16 protein-coding genes are annotated in these 16,859 nt (G+C 62.9%); 5 read left to right on the top strand and 11 right to left on the bottom strand.

Translation table 11 applies throughout. The features are described 5' to 3' along the window. Positions 1-177: 177 nt before the first annotated feature. The 6 genes from B5525_RS17040 to B5525_RS17015 all read right to left on the bottom strand — a co-directional run bounded on the left by B5525_RS17040 (position 178) and on the right by B5525_RS17015 (position 5,953). The gene (locus tag B5525_RS17040) at positions 178-909 is read right to left on the bottom strand and encodes an amino acid ABC transporter ATP-binding protein (protein ID WP_079567050.1); all 732 of its coding nucleotides are present in this window, start codon (positions 907-909) and stop codon (positions 178-180) included. A 10-nt stretch (positions 910-919) separates the two neighbouring features. Then, the gene (locus B5525_RS17035) at positions 920-1,612 is read right to left on the bottom strand and encodes an amino acid ABC transporter permease (RefSeq protein WP_079567049.1); all 693 of its coding nucleotides are present in this window, start codon (positions 1,610-1,612) and stop codon (positions 920-922) included. An 8-nt stretch (positions 1,613-1,620) separates the two neighbouring features. Next, positions 1,621-2,352, bottom strand: a complete 732-nt coding sequence (locus B5525_RS17030) for an amino acid ABC transporter permease (RefSeq protein ID WP_079567048.1) — start codon at positions 2,350-2,352, stop codon at positions 1,621-1,623. A 78-nt stretch (positions 2,353-2,430) separates the two neighbouring features. Further along, positions 2,431-3,348 carry an amino acid ABC transporter substrate-binding protein gene (locus B5525_RS17025; protein ID WP_079567047.1) on the bottom strand — a complete coding sequence of 306 codons (918 nt, stop codon included), beginning with the start codon at positions 3,346-3,348 and terminating at the stop codon, positions 2,431-2,433. A 128-nt stretch (positions 3,349-3,476) separates the two neighbouring features. Continuing rightward, positions 3,477-4,394 (bottom strand): amino acid ABC transporter substrate-binding protein, encoded by a 918-nt coding sequence (locus B5525_RS17020; protein WP_079567046.1) that lies wholly within the window; start codon positions 4,392-4,394, stop codon positions 3,477-3,479. 176 nt (positions 4,395-4,570) lie between these two features. Beyond that, positions 4,571-5,953, bottom strand: coding sequence for a M20 family metallopeptidase (locus B5525_RS17015; RefSeq protein ID WP_079567045.1), 1,383 nt, complete (start codon positions 5,951-5,953; stop codon positions 4,571-4,573). Between the two features lie 203 nt (positions 5,954-6,156). On the opposite strand from B5525_RS17015, the gene B5525_RS17010 reads away from it, so the two are divergent. Further along, positions 6,157-7,545 carry an LLM class flavin-dependent oxidoreductase gene (locus B5525_RS17010; RefSeq protein WP_079567044.1) on the top strand — a complete coding sequence of 463 codons (1,389 nt, stop codon included), beginning with the start codon at positions 6,157-6,159 and terminating at the stop codon, positions 7,543-7,545. Between the two features lie 134 nt (positions 7,546-7,679). Here the strand turns inward: B5525_RS17010 and B5525_RS17005 are convergent, their stop codons facing one another. The 3 genes from B5525_RS17005 to B5525_RS16995 all read right to left on the bottom strand — a co-directional run bounded on the left by B5525_RS17005 (position 7,680) and on the right by B5525_RS16995 (position 11,278). Next, positions 7,680-9,338 (bottom strand): thiamine pyrophosphate-binding protein, encoded by a 1,659-nt coding sequence (locus tag B5525_RS17005; protein WP_079567043.1) that lies wholly within the window; start codon positions 9,336-9,338, stop codon positions 7,680-7,682. Between the two features lie 147 nt (positions 9,339-9,485). After that, a complete protein-coding gene (locus B5525_RS17000) occupies positions 9,486-9,998 on the bottom strand; it encodes a GFA family protein (RefSeq protein WP_079567042.1) in 513 nt (170 codons plus the stop codon). 152 nt (positions 9,999-10,150) lie between these two features. Next, positions 10,151-11,278 (bottom strand): alkene reductase, encoded by a 1,128-nt coding sequence (locus B5525_RS16995; RefSeq protein ID WP_079567041.1) that lies wholly within the window; start codon positions 11,276-11,278, stop codon positions 10,151-10,153. A 106-nt stretch (positions 11,279-11,384) separates the two neighbouring features. Here B5525_RS16995 and B5525_RS16990 point away from each other — a divergent pair, with 106 nt between their 5' ends. Beyond that, complete coding sequence (locus tag B5525_RS16990) at positions 11,385-11,768, top strand: winged helix-turn-helix domain-containing protein (protein WP_079567040.1); 384 nt, start codon at positions 11,385-11,387, stop codon at positions 11,766-11,768. A 58-nt stretch (positions 11,769-11,826) separates the two neighbouring features. Here the strand turns inward: B5525_RS16990 and B5525_RS16985 are convergent, their stop codons facing one another. Then, positions 11,827-13,323, bottom strand: a complete 1,497-nt coding sequence (locus B5525_RS16985) for an aldehyde dehydrogenase family protein (protein WP_079567039.1) — start codon at positions 13,321-13,323, stop codon at positions 11,827-11,829. A gap of 209 nt (positions 13,324-13,532) precedes the next feature. On the opposite strand from B5525_RS16985, the gene B5525_RS16980 reads away from it, so the two are divergent. Continuing rightward, positions 13,533-14,384, top strand: coding sequence for an SDR family NAD(P)-dependent oxidoreductase (locus tag B5525_RS16980; protein ID WP_079567038.1), 852 nt, complete (start codon positions 13,533-13,535; stop codon positions 14,382-14,384). 115 nt (positions 14,385-14,499) lie between these two features. On the opposite strand, the gene pqqA is transcribed toward B5525_RS16980, so the two are convergent. After that, positions 14,500-14,580, bottom strand: a complete 81-nt coding sequence (gene pqqA / locus B5525_RS16975; protein WP_079567037.1) for a pyrroloquinoline quinone precursor peptide PqqA — start codon at positions 14,578-14,580, stop codon at positions 14,500-14,502. Positions 14,581-14,873: 293 nt separating this feature from the next. Between pqqA and B5525_RS16970 the strand changes: the two genes are divergently transcribed. Together B5525_RS16970 and B5525_RS16965 are read left to right on the top strand one after the other, a co-directional pair. After that, on the top strand, positions 14,874-16,145 hold the full coding sequence (locus tag B5525_RS16970) for a PQQ-dependent sugar dehydrogenase (protein WP_079567036.1): 1,272 nt from the start codon (positions 14,874-14,876) through the stop codon (positions 16,143-16,145). Between the two features lie 82 nt (positions 16,146-16,227). Then, positions 16,228-16,590, top strand: coding sequence for a c-type cytochrome (locus B5525_RS16965; protein WP_244567927.1), 363 nt, complete (start codon positions 16,228-16,230; stop codon positions 16,588-16,590). The last annotated feature ends 269 nt before the right edge of the window (positions 16,591-16,859 follow it).

Below are 16,859 nucleotides of genomic sequence, written 5' to 3'. Positions count from 1 at the left end.
TCCTGATGGGGGGATGCGGCATTGTACATGCAAACTCTTAAAGCTTGATCGACGAATTGGAAACGGAATTCGCGACCAGAGTCGTTCCGCGTCATTCCGGGATGGTCCGCAGGACCAGACCCGGAATCTCGAGATTCCGGGTTCGCATCTTCGACGCGCCCCGGAATGACGGCAGCGTCAATGCGACAGGATCTTCGACAGGAATTTCTGGGCACGGTCGCTGCGCGGGCTGCCGAAGAAATCGGTCTTCAACGCGTCTTCGACGATTTCACCCTTGTCCATGAAGATGACCCGGTGCGCCACCTTGCTGGCAAAACCCATTTCGTGGGTCACCACCATCATGGTCATGCCCTCGCGGGCGAGATCGACCATCACGTCCAGCACTTCGCTGATCATCTCCGGATCCAGCGCCGAGGTCGGCTCGTCGAACAGCATGGCGATCGGATCCATCGCCAGGGCGCGTGCGATGGCGACGCGCTGTTGCTGGCCGCCGGACAATTCGGCCGGATATTTGAACGCATGATCCTTCAGACCGACGCGGTCGAGCAGCTTTGAACCCTTTGCAACAGCCTCGTCATGCGACCGCCCCAGCACCTTCTGCTGCGCCAGGCAAAGATTCTCGATGATCTTCAGATGCGGAAACAGTTCAAAATGTTGAAACACCATGCCGACCCGGGCACGCAGCTTCGGCAGATCGGTCTTGGGATCGTTGACCTTGATGCCGTCGACGATGATATTTCCGCTCTGGAACGGCTCCAGCGCATTGACGCACTTGATCAATGTCGATTTTCCGGAGCCCGAGGGGCCGCACACCACCACCACCTCGCCCTTGGCAACGCCGGTCGTGCAATCCTTCAGCGCCTGAAAACTCGGCCCGTACCATTTGTCGACATGGCTGATCTCGATCATGACGTTCTCGCTAATGCACGAAGGCGATGCGGGCTTGCAGGCGCCTGACCCCGAACGAGGCGGCACAGGAGATGACAAAATAGACCAGCGCGGCGAACAGATACATTTCGACCAGCCGCCCGTCGCGCTGCGCGACCTTGCTGGCCGCGCCCAGAAAGTCCGGAATCGACAACACGTAGACCAGCGATGTGTCCTGGAACAGCACGATGACCTGGGTCAGCAATACCGGCAACATGTTCCGGAACGCCTGCGGCAGCACGACATAGCGCATGGTCTGGCTGTAGGTCAGACCGAGCGCCTGCGCGGCGGCGGGCTGTCCCTTCGAGATCGACTGGATGCCGGCGCGCATGATCTCGGAGAAATACGCCGCCTCGAACAGGATGAAGGTGACCAGCGAGGAAGTGAACGCGCCGACATGCACCGGACGCGACGATCCGGTCAGCCACTGCCCGATATAAGGCACCAGGAAATAGAACCAGAAGATCACCAGCACCAGCGGCAGCGACCGCATCAGGTCGACATAGAGCCCGGCGACGCGTCCCAGCAACTTCAAGCCCGACAGCCGCATCAGCGCGATCAGCGTGCCGAAGATCAGGCCGCCCAGTGCGCCGAGGCCCGTCAGCGTCAGCGTGAACGTCATGCCGTCGAAGAACAGATATCCAAGTGAGCGGCGGATCACGTCGAAGTCGAAATTGGCGAACATGGCCCGGCTCACTTCCCGGTGATGTAGCCGGGGACGGCCAGCGCGCGCTCAAGGAAGCGCATCGCGATGACGACCGCGACATTGACCAGCAGATACAGCACCGTGGCGCCGGTGAAGGCCTCGAACACCTGGAACGAGAATTCCTGCATGGCGCGCGCCTCACCGGTCAGTTCGATCAGGCCGATGGTAATGGCCACCGAGGTATTCTTGATGGTAGAGAGAAATTCGGAAGTGAGCGGCGGCATGATGATGCGAAACGCCATCGGCAGCAGCACATAGCGGTAGGTCTGGGCCGTCGTCAGCCCGAGCGCGGTCGCAGCCAGTTGCTGGCCGCGCGGCAGCGAGTTGATACCGGCGCGCGTCTGCTCGGCGACGCGTGCCGACATGAACAAACCGATTCCGATCGCGGCGGTGTAGAATGGCGCGTTGGGGATCTGCTTCAGCCAGAGCCCCCACGCCTGCGGCAAAAGTTCCGGCAACACGAAGAACCAGATGAACAGCTGCACCAATAGCGGCATGTTGCGGAAGAATTCGACCCAGGCGAAGCCGGCCCAGGACGCGGTCTTCGACGGCAGCGTGCGCATCACGCCGACGATCGCACCGGATACCAGCGCAAGGATCCAGGCGCACAGCGCGGTCTCGATGGTCAGGACCAGCCCTGACAGCAGCATGTCGAGATAGGTGCCGGTCCCGTTGGGGGCCGGTTCCCAGAAGATTCGCCAGTTCCAGTGATAATTCACAGAGCCTACCGTGCGCCAGAGCTACGCCGCCGATCCCGCCTCATACGATGACCGCGCCATCGCGTGAGCCGGAAGAACTCACATCGCCTTGTAAGAATCCGGATCGGGGGAATCCGAAGGCTTGGCAAATTCATGCTTTAGCTCCGCACCGATCGGCGTATTGAGGTTCAACCCCTTGGGCGGGATCTTCTGCATGAACCATTTGTCGTAGAGCTTCTGGCCTTCCGCGCTCTGATAGAGCGCCGCGGTGGCGGCGTCGGTCACTTTCTTGAAGTCCGGGTCGTCCTTGCGCAGCATGACGCCGTAGGGTTCGGGCTTTGAGAACGCGTCCGTGGAGATGACGTAGGCGTCCGGATCCTTCGATCCTGCGACGAAGCTGGCGAGCAGGATATCGTCCAGCACCGCCGCCACCGCACGATCGGTCTCGACCATCAGGAACGATTCGGCATGTTCCTTGGCCGGCATGATGTTGATGCCGAGGTTGCGGGCGGCATTGGCTTCGGTGAGCTGCTTGATGTTGGTGGTGCCCGATGTCGACGCCACCGACTTGCCCTTGAGATCGTCGATCGAGTTGAGCTTGCTGGCCTTCTTCGAAACGAAGCGGGTCGCGGTGAGAAAATGCGTGTTGGTGAAGGCAACCTGCTTCAGGCGGTCGGCGTTGTTGGTAGTCGAGCCGCATTCGAGGTCGATGGTGCCGTTGGCCAGGAGGGGAATGCGGGTGGACGACGTCACCGGATTGAATTCGATCGCGAGCTTGTCGAGCTTCAGCTCCTGCTTCACGGCGTCGACGATCTTGTAGCAAATGTCGATCGCAAAACCGATCGGCTTCTGGCTGTCGTCCAGATAGGAAAACGGAATCGACGAGTCGCGGTAGCCGATGGTGATCGTGCCGGTTTCCTTGATTTTTTTCAGCGTCCCGGTGAGCTCTTCCGCGCTGGCTTGGCCTGCACAGAACGCGGCGGCAACCGCAAGGCCCACCATACGCAGCCGTTTCATTCGTGTTCTCCTCGCTTGAATTGCTGCGACAATGCCTGCAAAATTCGGGCCGGAATCGCATTGCTTCCGGCCGCCAAATCTCCCAAGGGCTCATGCAATGGCCGGGCCATCGCATGAGCCGGGAGGTCTCACATCGCCTTGTAGGAATCAGGATCGGGAGAATCCGACGGCTTGGCGAACTCGTTCTTCAGCTCCGCGCTGATCGGCGCGTTGAGATTCAATCCCTTGGGCGGAATCTTCTGCATGAACCATTTCTCGTAAAGCTTAGTGCCCTCGCCACTGGTATAGAGCGCGGCGGTGGCACCATCGACAACCTTCTTGAAGGCCGGGTCGTCCTTGCGCAGCATGATGCCATAAGGCTCGGGCTTCGAGAATGCATCGCTGGAAATGACATAGGCCCCCGGTTCCTTCGAACCGGCGACCAGACTCGCGAGCAGGATGTCGTCCATCACGAACGCGACCGCGCGGTCGGTCTCTACCATCAGGAACGCCTCGGCGTGATCCTTGGCCGGGATAATGTTGATGCCGAGGTTGCGGGCGGCGTTGGCTTCGGTGAGCTGCTTGATGTTGGTGGTGCCGGAGGTCGAGACCACGGACTTGCCCTTGAGATCGTCGATCTTGTCGAGCTTGTTGGCTATCTTCGAAACGAAGCGGCTCGCGGTCAGAAAATGGGTGTTGGTGAAGGCAATCTGCTTCTGCCGGTCGGCATTGTTGGTGGTCGAACCACATTCGAGGTCGATGGTGCCGTTGGCCAGCAAGGGAATGCGGGTCGATGACGTCACCGGATTGAGCTTGACCTCCAGCTTGTCGAGCCTGAGCTCCTTCTTCACGGCGTCGACGATCTTGTAGCAGATGTCCATCGCAAAACCGATCGGCTTCTGGCTGTCGTCCAGATAGGAAAACGGGATCGACGAGTCGCGGAAACCAAGGGTGATCGCGCCGGTTTCCTTGATGTTCTTCAAGGTCCCGGTGAGCTCCTCGGCGCTGGCTTGGCTCCCGCAGAGCGCGGCGGCGAGCGCCAGGCCAATCATAGGCAAATGCTTCATTTCGTCCTCTCCTCGTTGGATAGCTTCCGTGATGCTTGCATAATTCGGGCCGGAATAGAATGTGACTTTCGGCCGTTAACCGGCCCCGGACCGCACCGGCGACAAGCCGATTTTGCCGTCCAACGCCTGGTCAAACGCGACAAATGAGATGCCGCGGGCGGCATTCCAACCAGCGGCTAGAACGGGTGCGGCATCTCGCCCAGATCCCAGAACAGACCCGCCATGATGCCGAGCGCTTCCTCGGTTACCGGGAGCAGAATGTGCTCATTGGGCGCATGCTGGGAGCACCCGGGATAGGAGTGCGGCACCCAAATCGTCGGTAGTCCCAGGCCATCGGAAAACACGTCGTTCGGCAGCGAGCCGCCAAAATTCGGCAGCACCGCCGGCGCCGTTCCCGTGGTCTGCCGGATCGAGGCGGCCGCCCAGTTGATCCAGGGACTGTCGAAATCGGTTCGCGAGGCTGCAAAGCTTTGCGTGGCGCGCACCTCGACCATCGGAAAACCCCTGGCGTGCAGATGCGCCCGGACGGCGTCAACGACCTCGTCGACTTTGGTGCCGACGACAAAGCGGAGTTGCAGCATGGCCTGCGCGCGGCCCGGAATGGCGTTGGCCGGCTTGTCGATATTGCCCGATGACATCGCCAGCACTTCGAGCGTGTTCCAGGCAAAAAGCCGTTCGGCGGCCGACAGGCCTTCCTCGCCCCAATTCTCCGCCAGCGCCGGCTCGTCTTGCGTGGGCTCGATCTTCACGTCGGCAAGGGTGGCGCGGATCTGGTTGGTGAGCCGCGGCGGCTTCAAGGCATCGAGCAACAGGCGGCCGTGGCCGTCGACCAGGGTTGCGATGGCGTTCGCCAGGATGGTCGCAGGATTCGCGAGCACGCCGCCCCAATTGCCGGAATGATGCGAGCCGTCGCGTAAGTTCACATCGAGATGAATGCGTAGCCCGCCGCGGCAGCCGAGGAAGATGGTGGGGCGGTCAGCGGCAAGCCGTGGTCCGTCCGATGCCAGAAACAGATCGGCCTTGAGTTCCTCGCGCAAGGATTCGCATACCTCGCGCAAATCCGGCGACCCGATCTCCTCGCCGGTCTCGACGATGAATTTGACATTGAAGCCAAGCCGGCCGCCACGCGCCTCGCGCACGGCGCCAAGCGCCGACATATTGATGCTGTGCTGGCCCTTATTGTCGGCGGTGCCGCGGCCATAGACGCGATTGCCGACCACGGTCGTCCGCCACGGATCGAGATTGTCGCGCCATTCGCCGACCATGCCGTCGACGACATCTCCATGTCCGTACATCAGAACCGTCGGCGCCGAGGCGCTCTCGCGATAGTCCGCAAGCAGATAAGGACTCTTGCCGGTTGGCGATTCGATCAGTTTGGTGGAGAACTCCAGTCGCACAAAAGCCGGGGAAAGTTCCTCCACGAGATAGGCCCGCAACGCGTCGCTCCGCCCGGGGTTCTGGCTTTCCGTGGGATAGCCAACCCTGCGGTCGAGATCGGCGAGGAATTCTCCGGAATGAAGCGTTTGACGCGCCCGTTCGATCGCATCAATTCTGGTCATGTTTTCCTTTTTCCTCTGTCGCGAGGCTTCGCGCCGGCCAACCTATCGAGAACCGATGCCGGCCGAAAGTGGCAAGACACCGACAATTTGCTTTGCTAGGACAAAGCGGGGTGCAACAATTTCCGCCGAGAGCCCGGCGTTCTACTGGGCAAATTCGAGGGGAAGCCAACGCGCCCAAAGCTTCCCAATGAGGCCATCGATACATGAAGAAAGAAATCCGGCTCAACGCCTTCGCCATGAACTGCGTCGCGCATCAATCGCCGGGGCTGTGGACCCATCCGCGCGACCGCACCGCGGACTATAACCGGCTGCCCTACTGGACCGATCTGGCCAAAACGCTGGAGCGCGGGCGGTTCGACGGATTGTTTCTTGCCGACGTGCTCGGCGTCTACGACGTGTTCGGCGGCAGTCCCGACGCAGCCTTGCGCAACGCCGCGCAGACGCCCTGCAACGATCCGCTGCTGCTGATCTCGGCGATGGCCGCAGTCACGAAGGATCTCGGTTTTGGCGTGACCTCGAACCTCTCCTATGAGCCGCCCTACACGTTCGCGCGGCGGATGTCGACGCTCGACCATCTCACGGAGGGACGTATCGGCTGGAACGTGGTGACCGGCTATCTCGACAGCGCCGCCAAGGGCGCCGGCAAGGACAAGCAGACCGCGCATGACGACCGATACGATGTCGCCGACGAATATATGGAGGTGGTCTACAAGCTCTGGGAGGGAAGCTGGGAAGACGACGCCGTGCTGCGCGATCGGGCGCGCGGCATCTTCACCGATCCTGCGAAAGTGCATCGGGTGTGCCACGAGGGCAGCAACTACCGCGTCGACGCCATTCATCTCTGCGAGCCATCGCCGCAACGCACGCCGGTGCTGTACCAGGCCGGCACCTCGCCGCGCGGACGGCAGTTCGCCGCCGGGCATGCCGAATGCGTGTTCATGTCGGGACCCTCGGCGAAGGTGATCGCGCCGCGCGTTTCCGCCATTCGCGAACTCGCCGCCAAGGGCGGCCGCAACCCGGCCGAGATCCTGATGTTCAGCATGTTCACCGTCATTCTCGGCCGCACCGAAGCCGAAGCCAAAGCCAAATATGACGACTATCGCAGCCACATCAGCCCGGAGGGCGCGCTCGCGCTGATGTCGGGTTGGACCGGCGTCGATTTCTCGACCTACGATCTCGACCAGCAGGTTCGCCACATCGAGAACGATGCCGGCCGCAGCGCGATGGACAACGTCACCCGCGCCGATCCGGACCGGGTCTGGACCGTGCGCGAGGTCGCCCAGCATGTCGGCATCGGCGGCGCCGGGCCGGTTGCGGTCGGCACGCCGGAAAAGGTCGCCGACGCGATCGAAACCTGGTTCGACCAGACCGATGTCGACGGCCTCAACGTTCCCTTCGCGGTCTCGCCCGGCGATTTCGAGGATATCGCCGATATGCTGGTGCCGGAATTGGTGCGGCGCGGGCGGTACAAGGCCGCCTACCAGCCGGGAACGCTGCGCGAAAAACTGTTCGGCGCCGGCCGCGCGCGCCTCGCCGCGCCGCATCCGGCCGTGCGATATCGTCCGCACATCGCGGCGAAGGCGGCGGAGTAGTTCTCCGCTCTTTCAGCGTCATGCGAGCCAACGGGTCGGCGCAAAGCGCCCCCGATGACTGGCTCCGCGAAGCAATCCATTTCCCGGAAGAAAAGCTGGTTTGCTTCGTCGCTTCGCTCCTTGCAATGACGGCCTCACACCGTCCCATCCACCACCACCTCGATCAGCTTCGCACCGGGCCGCTTGAACGCCGACGACAGCGCCGGCTTCAAATCCTTTGCCTCGGTGATCCGCATCGCCTCCAGCCCAAGCGCCCTGGCCATGCCGACAAAATCGACCGGCGGATCGGCAAAATCCATGCCGACGAAATGATCGTCGCCGTGAAAGGCCAGCAGCCTTTGCTTGATGATGCGGTAGCCGCCATTGTTGACGATCACCACCGTCAGGGGCAGCTTCTGATGCGCCGCGGTCCACAGCGCCTGGATCGAGTACATCGCGCTGCCGTCGCCGGAATAGCACACCACCGGCCGGTGCGGGTTCGCCATGCTGACGCCGACGGACGCCGGCAGTCCCCAGCCGATGCCGCCCGACGCCAGCGCGTGATAGCCGTAGCGATCGCGATGCGGCCGCAGCGCCAGCATCTGCCGTGACGAGGTCAGCCCCTCGTCCACCAGGATGGCGTTATCAGGCATCGACTCGACCACCTGCAGCGCCAGGTAATCCGGATCGATCGGCGAGCGATCCTTGTGCCTGGATATCTGCTCGATCACGGTAGCGCGCCGCGCCGTCCAGTTCTTCGGCTTCAGCGCCGCGATGCCTTGCTTGGCGCGGGCCTCGAGTGCGGCGCCGCCGGCGGCCTTCAGCGCCGCAACCAGTACGCGCAGGGTTTCCCTGACATCGGCCTTCAGCGCGATCTCGGCGCCGTAGTTCTTGGCGAGGTCCCATTCGACCAGGCCAACCTGCACGATCGGCGTGCCCTCCGGCAAAGGGTCGACCTCGCTGTAAACCGACATCCGCAACGGATCGGCGCCGAGCACGATCATCAGGTCATAGGGCGACAGCACCTCGCGAACCTGCGCCTGCAGGCGCGACAGCGCACCCATGAAGCACGGGCTTTCCGACAGGAAACTTGCGCCGTAGGGCGTCGACGACTGGTAAGCAGCGCAGCCGAGCGTTTCCGCCAGCAGGGCTGCTTCCTTCAACGCATCGCTCTTGACGATCTCGTCGCCGGTGATGATGACGGGACGCTCGGCCTTGAGGATGCGCGCGGCGAGGGCCTGCAGTGATTCATCGGACGGTCTGACGCGGGTATCGACGCGGGTGGAGCGGCCGAGATCGATCCCAGCCTCCGCATTGAGGATGTCGCCGGGCAGCGAAATGAACACCGGTCCGGTCGGCGGCGTGGTCGCGATCTTGGCGGCGCGGCGCACGATCCGCGGCAGGTCTTCCAGCCGCGTCACCTCGACCGCCCATTTCACCAGCGGCTCCGCCATCTGCACCAGCGGGCCGTACAACACCGGCTCCATCAGCCCGTGGCCCTGCTCCTGTTGTCCCGCCGTCAGAATCATCGGCGTGCCGGTGAAACTCGCATTGAAAAGCGAGCCCATGGCATTGCCGAGCCCGGGCGCGACATGGACATTGCAGGCAACCAGCCGGCCGGAAGCCCGGCTGAAACCATCGGCGATGGCGACCACCAGGCTTTCCTGCATCGCCATCACATAGGTAAGGTCGGGATGCTCCTTCAAAGCATGCATGATCGGCAGTTCGGTGGTGCCGGGATTGCCGAACAGATGCGTGATGCCCTCGTCCTTGAGCAATGCGAGGAACGCGGAACGCCCGCTGATGCGATTCATGAAAGTCCTCCCCTTCCCGCGGCCGTTACCGACGGGACGTTGGCATCATGGCCGATCGGAGACGGTGAGATCAAGGAAGCGCGGTCATGGCTGCCCTGCGCGGACGAAGCCGGGCGAGTTTCGACATCGCGAATCCATTGCTCCTGCTCAAAACATCCCTTCACGATCGGTGCGCTTCTTCTTTTTCGAGCGCTGCCAGACCACGCCGGGAAAGCCCTTCAGCGGCACGAGCGGCTCGCCGGTATAGGCCCATTCCTGCAGTTCCTCGATTGCGATGTGATAGAGCGGCTGGCGGCCGGTGCGGCCCGAGAACAGTGCGCGCGGGATGTTCACCATATGCGGCGACCGCGCGCGTTCGTAGACGAGTTGCGTGCCGCAGCGCGCGCAGAAGCTGCGCACGGTCTTTGTGGCCTTGTCCTCGTAGCGGAGGATGTCGGCCTCCCCCTTGGTGATGCGGAAACGCTTGCGCCAGCTTCCGACATAGGTGGCGTAGGCCGCGCCATGCGCGCGCCGGCTCGCCGCGGAATGATCGTGCCAGGCCCAGCGCGCCGGTACGTCAATCTCGAAGCGGACGCTGCCGCACAGGCATTGGCCCTGAGCCGGCCTACCCGGCGCAACCGCTTTTGGCTTTTTTATCGGCGCGTCATCCTCTGGGAACATCTCAACTCTCTCGGGCTCCGTCATTCCGGGATGGTGCGTCAAGCACCAGACCTCAGATGCGCAATTGCGCATCGGGGAATCTCGAGATTCTCCGATGTGCAATTGCACATCGTAGTTCGATGCTTTGCATCGCCCCGGAATGACATCAGATCTCACGCCGGCTCCAGTTCGCCATAGACCGGGTAATCCGTATAGCCCTTCTCCTCGCCACCGTAGAAGGTCGCGCGGTTGTAGGGCGTCAACGGGAGGCCTTGGCTCAACCGGCGCGGCAGGTCCGGATTGGAAATGAAGATGCGGCCGAACGCGATGGCGTCGGCGTGACCGTCGGCGATCGCGGCGTTCGCCGTCTCGCCCGTAAAACCGCCTGCCGTGATCAGGATCCCTTTCCAGATCGGGCGGAACAGTACCATCGCCGACGGCACGTTCTGATGGTTGACCTCGGCGCGCCCTGCGCCGCTCGAGCGCGGCTCGATGAAATGCAAGTACGCCAACCCGAGCGGGTTGAGCGTCTGGACCACGTGGCTGTAAAGCGGCATCGGATCGGCTTCGCCGGAATCATTGGCGATGCCATAGGGCGACAGCCGCACGCCGACGCGGCTCGCGCCCCACACCCCGATCACGGCTTCCGTGATCTCCATCAGGAAGCGCGCGCGGCTTTCGATTCCGCCGCCGTACCGGTCGGTGCGCAGATTGCTGCGCGATTGCAGGAATTGCTCGATCAGATAGCCGTTGGCACCATGGATCTCAACGCCGTCGAAGCCGGCTTTCATCGCATTGCTTGCCCCCTGCCGGAAGGCCTCAACGATGCCGGCGATCTCGCTGGTCTCGAGCGCGCGCGGGGTCTCGTAGGAAGCGGGCTTTCCATCAGCCGTCATGGTCTTCAGCTCGGCGGAAATCGGCACGGCCGAGGGCGCGACCGGCAGCGCGCCGCCGGGCTGGAACGAGGAATGCGAGACGCGTCCGACATGCCAGAGCTGGAGGAAAATCAAGCCGCCCCTGGCGTGAACCGCGTCGACGACCGCGCGCCAGCCCTTGACCTGTGCTTCCGAGTGGATGCCAGGCACACCGGGATTGCCGAACCCGCCTGCCATGACAGGCGAAGCCTCCGCGATGATCAAGCCACCCGGCGTCGCGCGTTGCGCGTAATATTCCGCGTTCAGGGGCCGCGGCGCGAGGCTCGGCCGTTCGGCTCGCATCCGCGTCAACGGCGCCATCACGACCCGGTGAGTGAGCCGGTAGGGACCGACCTGCAATGGTGAAAACAGCGAGGGAAAATTCATCTGGGCCCCGTCAATCTCTGTCGATATTTATGTGTAACCGGTTCGCCTTGTTCGCAAAAGGCTTCAATGGCAATCTGGCGTCCTCGCCCATCAGAGCAAATTGTCCATGGCAAAATCCAGCGCGAAACCGCTTCCTTCCCTCAGTGTTCGTATCGACCTCGATACCGAGGGGCGCATCGGGCCCGGCAAGATCCAGCTCCTGGAGAATATCCGGGCCTGCGGCTCGATCTCGGCCGCTGGCCGCGCGATGGACATGTCGTACAAGCGGGCATGGGACCTGGTGGACGAGATCAACCGCATCTGCAAACACGCCGCGGTCGAACGCCAGACCGGCGGCAAGAATGGCGGCGGCGCGGTGCTGACGCCGTTCGGCACGTCGCTCGTCGCGCGGTACCGCCGAATCGAACGCGCCGCCGCAAGCGCAGTTCGCAAGGAGCTGGTGGCGTTGCGGGCAGAAATTAGTCCCTCCAAAAAAGCCTTGAGCCGCTGAAATACGCAAAGGGAGCGGCAGCCGAGCGCTGCCACTCCCACTTTCCCGCAAAGCCCGCCTACGCGGTCTTGATCCAGACCGCCTTGACGTTGAGATATTCCTCCAGGTGCTGCTTGCCTGACTCGCGGCCGTAACCGCTCATCTTGTAGCCGCCGAACGGCACCGCCGGGTCCATCGCCTGATAGCAATTGACCCAGACCGAGCCGGCGCGCAGCGCTCTTGCCACCCGATGCGCCTTGCTGACGTCCCTGGTCCAGACGCCACTGCCCAAACCGAAGGTCGTGGCATTGGCGCGGTTGATCAGCTCGTCGGTATCCTTGAAGGAGATCGCTGAAATCACCGGGCCGAAGATCTCTTCCTGCGCGATCCGCATATTGTCGTGAACATTGGCGAAGACCGTCGGCGGCACGAAGTAACCCTTCGACAGCGCGCCCTCGGTCAGCGGAGCCCCGCCGGTCAGCGCGTGAGCGCCTTCCTTCTGGCCGATGGCGAGATAGCCGGAGACGCGCTCCATCTGCTGCGCCGACACCAATGGGCCGATCTGCGTATTAGGGTCGAGGCCGTTGCCGACCTGAAGCTTCTTGCCGAATTCGGCGACGCGGCCGACGAACTCGTCATACACCTTGTTCTCGACGAACAGCCGCGTTCCGGCGCTGCAGATCTGGCCGGAATTGGCGAACACCGCCATCGCCGCACCCGGCACCGCCGCGTCGAGATCGGCGTCGGCGAACACGATGTCGGGCGACTTGCCGCCGAGCTCCAGCGACACGCGCTTGAGATTGCCCGCCGACGCCTTGACGATCGACTGTCCGGTCACGTGCGAGCCGGTGAAGGCGACCTTGTCGACGCCGTGATGCGAAGCCAGTGCCGCGCCCGCGGTCTCGCCAAAGCCCGGCACCACGTTGACGACGCCGGGCGGAATGCCGGCTTCCATCGCGAGTTCGCCGAGCCGCAGCGAGGTCAGCGGCGCTTCTTCCGCAGGCTTGAGGATCACAGTGCAGCCGGTGGCGATGGCGGGGCCGATTTTCCAGACACTGGCGGCGAGCGGACCGTTCCACGGAATGATCGCGCCGACGACGCCGACAGGCTCCTTCAGGGTGTAGGAGAAGATTTCGCCCGGCAGCGAGTTCTCGATGGTCTCGCCATGCAGCGCGGTGGCCTGTCCGGCGTAATAGCGGAGCATGCCGAGCACGCGCAGTTTGTTGCCGCGGGTGCGGCTGATCGGCGCGCCCATGTCGAGCGTATCGAGCTGCGAAAGCTCCTCAAAATTCTTCTCGACGAGATCGGCGAGCTTTAGCAGCAAAGCCTGCCGCTCGAACGGCTTGACCTTGCTCCACGGCCCTTCGAAGGCGCGGCGCGCCGCGGCAACCGCGCGATTGATATCCTCGGCATCGCCCTCGGCGACGGTGGCGAGCAATTCGCCGGTCGCGGGGTTGTGGGTGTCAAAGCGCTTCCCAGAGGCGGCGTCGACCCAGTTACCGTCGATCAGCATTTTCTTGTAGGAACCATCCGCATAGGGATGACGTGTGATCGGAATTGCCTGCGTCACAGCCATGTTCGCACTCCCTTGATCTCGATCGATGTTGTGGGGATCGTTATATCTCAAAACCTACAGCGGCCAGGCAAAACCGTAAAGCGTGCTTCCCGCCGCCGCGCTCGCTTCGGACGAAGACCTCCCATGCCGTTTCGTGCATGGTGTGGCCATCACATCGGCATAGTTCGATCGTTGACCTTCGCAACCCCACCCGATCGGGAGGAACCACCGTGCCCCATCCAGCCATATCGCCGAACAATGTTGCCGTCGTCACCGGAGGCGCCTCCGGCATCGGCTTTGCCGCGGCGATGCGGTTCGCGCGGCTCGGCATGAAAGTGTGCATCGCCGATCTCGGCGGCGACCGGCTCGCGGCGGCCGAAACAAAACTGTCATCTTTGGCCCCTGGCGGGGCCGCCGACATCCTGGCGAGCGCCGTCGACGTCAGCCGGATCGAGGACGTCGCGGCGCTGGAGGCCGCGGTACGAAAACGGTTCGGCGGCGCCGATATCCTGATGAACAATGCCGGCATTCAGCCGGGCAGCCAGATCTTCGGCCCCTTGGCGAACTGGCAGCGCATTCTCGGCGTCAATCTCTGGAGCGTGATCCACGGCGCGCAGGTGTTCGCGCCCGGCATGATCGAGCGCGGCCGGCCCGGGCTGATCATCAACACCGGCTCCAAGCAGGGCATCACCACCCCGCCCGGCGATCCCGCCTACAATGTCTCGAAGGCCGGCGTGAAGGCGTTTACCGAAGCGCTGCAGCACGAACTGCGCAACGCGGCCGAGGGCCGCATCAGCGCGCATCTTTTCATCCCCGGCTTCGTCTTTACCGGTCTCACCGCGAAAGGCCGCATCGAGAAGCCGGCCGGGGCCTGGACGCCGGAGCAAACCGTCGACTTCATGATCGAGCGGGTCGGGGCCGGAGATTTCTATATTCTCTGTCCGGACAACGACGTGCCGCGACAGCTCGATGAGCGGCGGATTCTCTGGGCGGCCGGCGACATCGTCGAAAACCGGCCCGCGCTGTCGCGCTGGCATCCGGATTACGCCGAGGCGTTTGCTGCGTTTGTGAAGGATAAATGAAAGAGGGATCAGTGAGGCGAGCATCAGTGAGAGATGCCGGCCTCGCCGCGGCTCCGGAAACGGCACCACACTAAGGGCTGACGCTCCGGAGCCGGGCAGGTCGTCGCAACGTGGCTTACTTGCGCGCTGCGCAGGCGTACATGTTGATTTCCATGCCAACCGGGACTTCAAGGATCTTCGGTGCTTTCCAGGCCATTTCACTTCTCCAATGTTGCGGCGCGAGTGCCGAACGACGCTATAGTTACGTCCGCCGTTCGAACGGCGCAAGCTGGCGCGTTTCCCATTTAAAAACATTGAAGCGCGAAGGCGAGCGAGTGTGGGCAGCATTCCACAAATCCGGCGCACGCGCGCCGCACGGCCGCCGTTGTTCGTCGCGGAATACAGCGGTTGCCATTTGACAATCGCGCGCGCCGGCGCATTGATACCGGCACTCCCCGGCGGCGGGTGTTCACCCGTTAGAATTGGGGGCATCACACAGGGAGGCAATCCATGAAGCTTAGTTTGAAGACGACGGCTGCGATCTTGTCGCTGGCCGCTTTTCCCGCGGCGGCGCAGCCTGCTCAGCCCACCCCACCGAGTGCGCTCGATACGCTGGGTGCCATGCACCAGACGGGCACCCCGATCGACTGGCCCGAAGTGCCGCAAACCGGCCAGAAGGCCGATACCGTCAAACAGAATCTGGCCAAGGTCAAACTGCCGCCGGGCTTCCACATTTCGCTGTACGCGCTGGTTCCCGATGCCCGCCACATCGCGGTCGGCCCGCAGGGCGTCGCGACCTTTGTCGGCACGCGCAAATCCAAGGTCTGGGTGGTGACCGACCGCTCCCGTGGCGGCGTCGGCGACGAGGTCAAGGAATTCGCGCCGACCCTGCCGAAGAAGATCCCCAACGGCGTCTGCTTCTCGAAGGACGGCTTCCTCTACATCGCCGAACAAAACCGGGTGCTGGAATATGCCGCGGCCGAGTTCTTCTATGAAAGCCCGGATGTCGTCGCCGGCGCCGTGGTTCCCGAAGGAGAGCTGATTCCGAAAGGGGATGAGAGCTACAATCACACCGCCCGGGTTTGCCGGGTGGGGCCGGACAACAAGCTCTATATCCAGCTCGGACAGCCCTACAACGTGCCGGCCAAGGAGAAGGTCGACACCTACCGCAAGCTCGGCATCGGCGGCATCATCCGTATGGACCGCGACGGCAAGAACCGCGAGGTCTTTGCGATCGGACTGCGCAATCCCGTCGGCATGGACTTCAATCCGAAGGACAAGTCGCTCTGGACCAACGACAACCAGGTCGACGGCATGGGCGACGATATTCCCCCCGGCGAGATGAATCGCATCACCGCGATCGGCCAGGAATTCGGCTTTCCCTGGTATGGCGGCGGTCACACCCGCACCAACGAGTACAAGAACGATACGCCGCCGGCCAACGTGATCTTCCCGGAAGTCGAGCAGGCCGCCCACGCCGCCGACCTCGGCCTGATCGTCTACACCGGCAACATGTTCCCCAAGAAGTATCAGGGCGCGATCTTCTCGACACAGCACGGTTCGTGGAACCGGACCGTGCCGGTCGGCGCCCGGGTGCTGGTGACGTATCTCAAGGATGACGGCCACGCCGCCGGGAAATCCGAGCCGTTCGCCGAAGGCTGGAACGACAACGGCTATTACCTCGGCCGCCCGGTCGATGTGGCGCAACTGCCCGACGGCTCGCTGCTGGTGTCCGACGACCTCGTCGGCGCGCTCTACCGGATCTGGTACGACGGCAAGTAACGTCCGCGATCTCCGGGATGGCCCCCACGGATGGGGGCCATCCCATTTTCTTCCATCGTCTGTCCGAATTCCCCGAGGGTCCATGGTCATGATTGCGTTTTCAAGGACGGCCGTGCTGGCCGTCCAGCTGATTGTACCGATTTGTGTTCTCGCGGCGACCTCCGGCATGAGCCAGGCCGGCGACGTCAAGGCCGGCCGCGCCAAGGCGATGATGTGCCAGGCCTGTCACGGCCTCGACGGCCTCTCGAAAACCCCCGACTCGCCGAACATCGCGAGCCAGATCGAGCCCTATCTCGTCGCGCAATTGCAGGCGTTCAAATCGGGGCTGCGGAAGAACGACGCGATGAGCGTGGTCGCGCCGACTTTGTCCGACAAGGACATCGAGGATCTCGCGGCGTATTACGCGGCGATCGAGATCAGCGTCGGGAAGTTGCCGGGGCAGTAGAAGGGGCGTGAGGAAAGCATCGGGGCCTTTGGGGCGAAAATCCCTGAACGTCGTCCCCGCGAAAGCACTACTGCATGCCACACCTCCAAAATCGACTCAAATACAGATACTTAGATGACCCCCGACTTTGGAGCGGCTTTCCGGTCGCTCATTCAGCGATCATTGAAAAGACTCGCTATTTTGTCGAAGCCGTCGCGCGAACCAAAAGATGTGTGCATGCAGTAGTGCTTTCGCAGGGACGATGTGAGAGTGCAGCGCGTTCGCACGCA

The sequence above is a fragment of the Bradyrhizobium erythrophlei genome, assembly GCF_900129505.1.
GTDB lineage: Bacteria > Pseudomonadota > Alphaproteobacteria > Rhizobiales > Xanthobacteraceae > Bradyrhizobium > Bradyrhizobium erythrophlei_D.
This window is presented reverse-complemented; position numbering and strand designations above follow the sequence as displayed.